The organism is Brevibacillus halotolerans, from assembly GCF_026891775.1.
GTDB lineage: Bacteria > Bacillota > Bacilli > Brevibacillales > Brevibacillaceae > Brevibacillus_B > Brevibacillus_B halotolerans.
Genome location: NZ_JAPTNK010000088.1, coordinates 1 through 255, shown reverse-complemented (window position 1 = coordinate 255; position 255 = coordinate 1). Strand labels below are relative to the sequence as shown.

Genomic DNA, 255 nt, shown 5'->3' with positions numbered 1-255 from the left:
AACTTTGCATCGGCTACATTTCCGAACTGACTTGTCATCATTTCTTTTCCGCCCTTACCCATTGTCATAATGGCAATGACGGAAGCGATGCCGATAATAATTCCTAGCATGGTTAAAATGGAACGCAATTTATTGGACCAAATACCATCTATAGCAATGCGAAAGCTTTCGATGAGGTTCATGTAGCGAACACCTCGTTTTCATCTGCGCCAGCAAAGAGTCGTTCTTTTACTTTTTCATCCTTCATAATGACAC

1 protein-coding gene is annotated in these 255 nt (G+C 41.2%); it reads right to left on the bottom strand.

From position 1 onward, the window contains the following. The coding region (locus tag O0550_RS24290; protein WP_258427437.1) for an ABC transporter permease at positions 1-182 on the bottom strand (182 nt) is incomplete at its 3' end. Between the last annotated feature and the right edge of the window lie 73 nt (positions 183-255).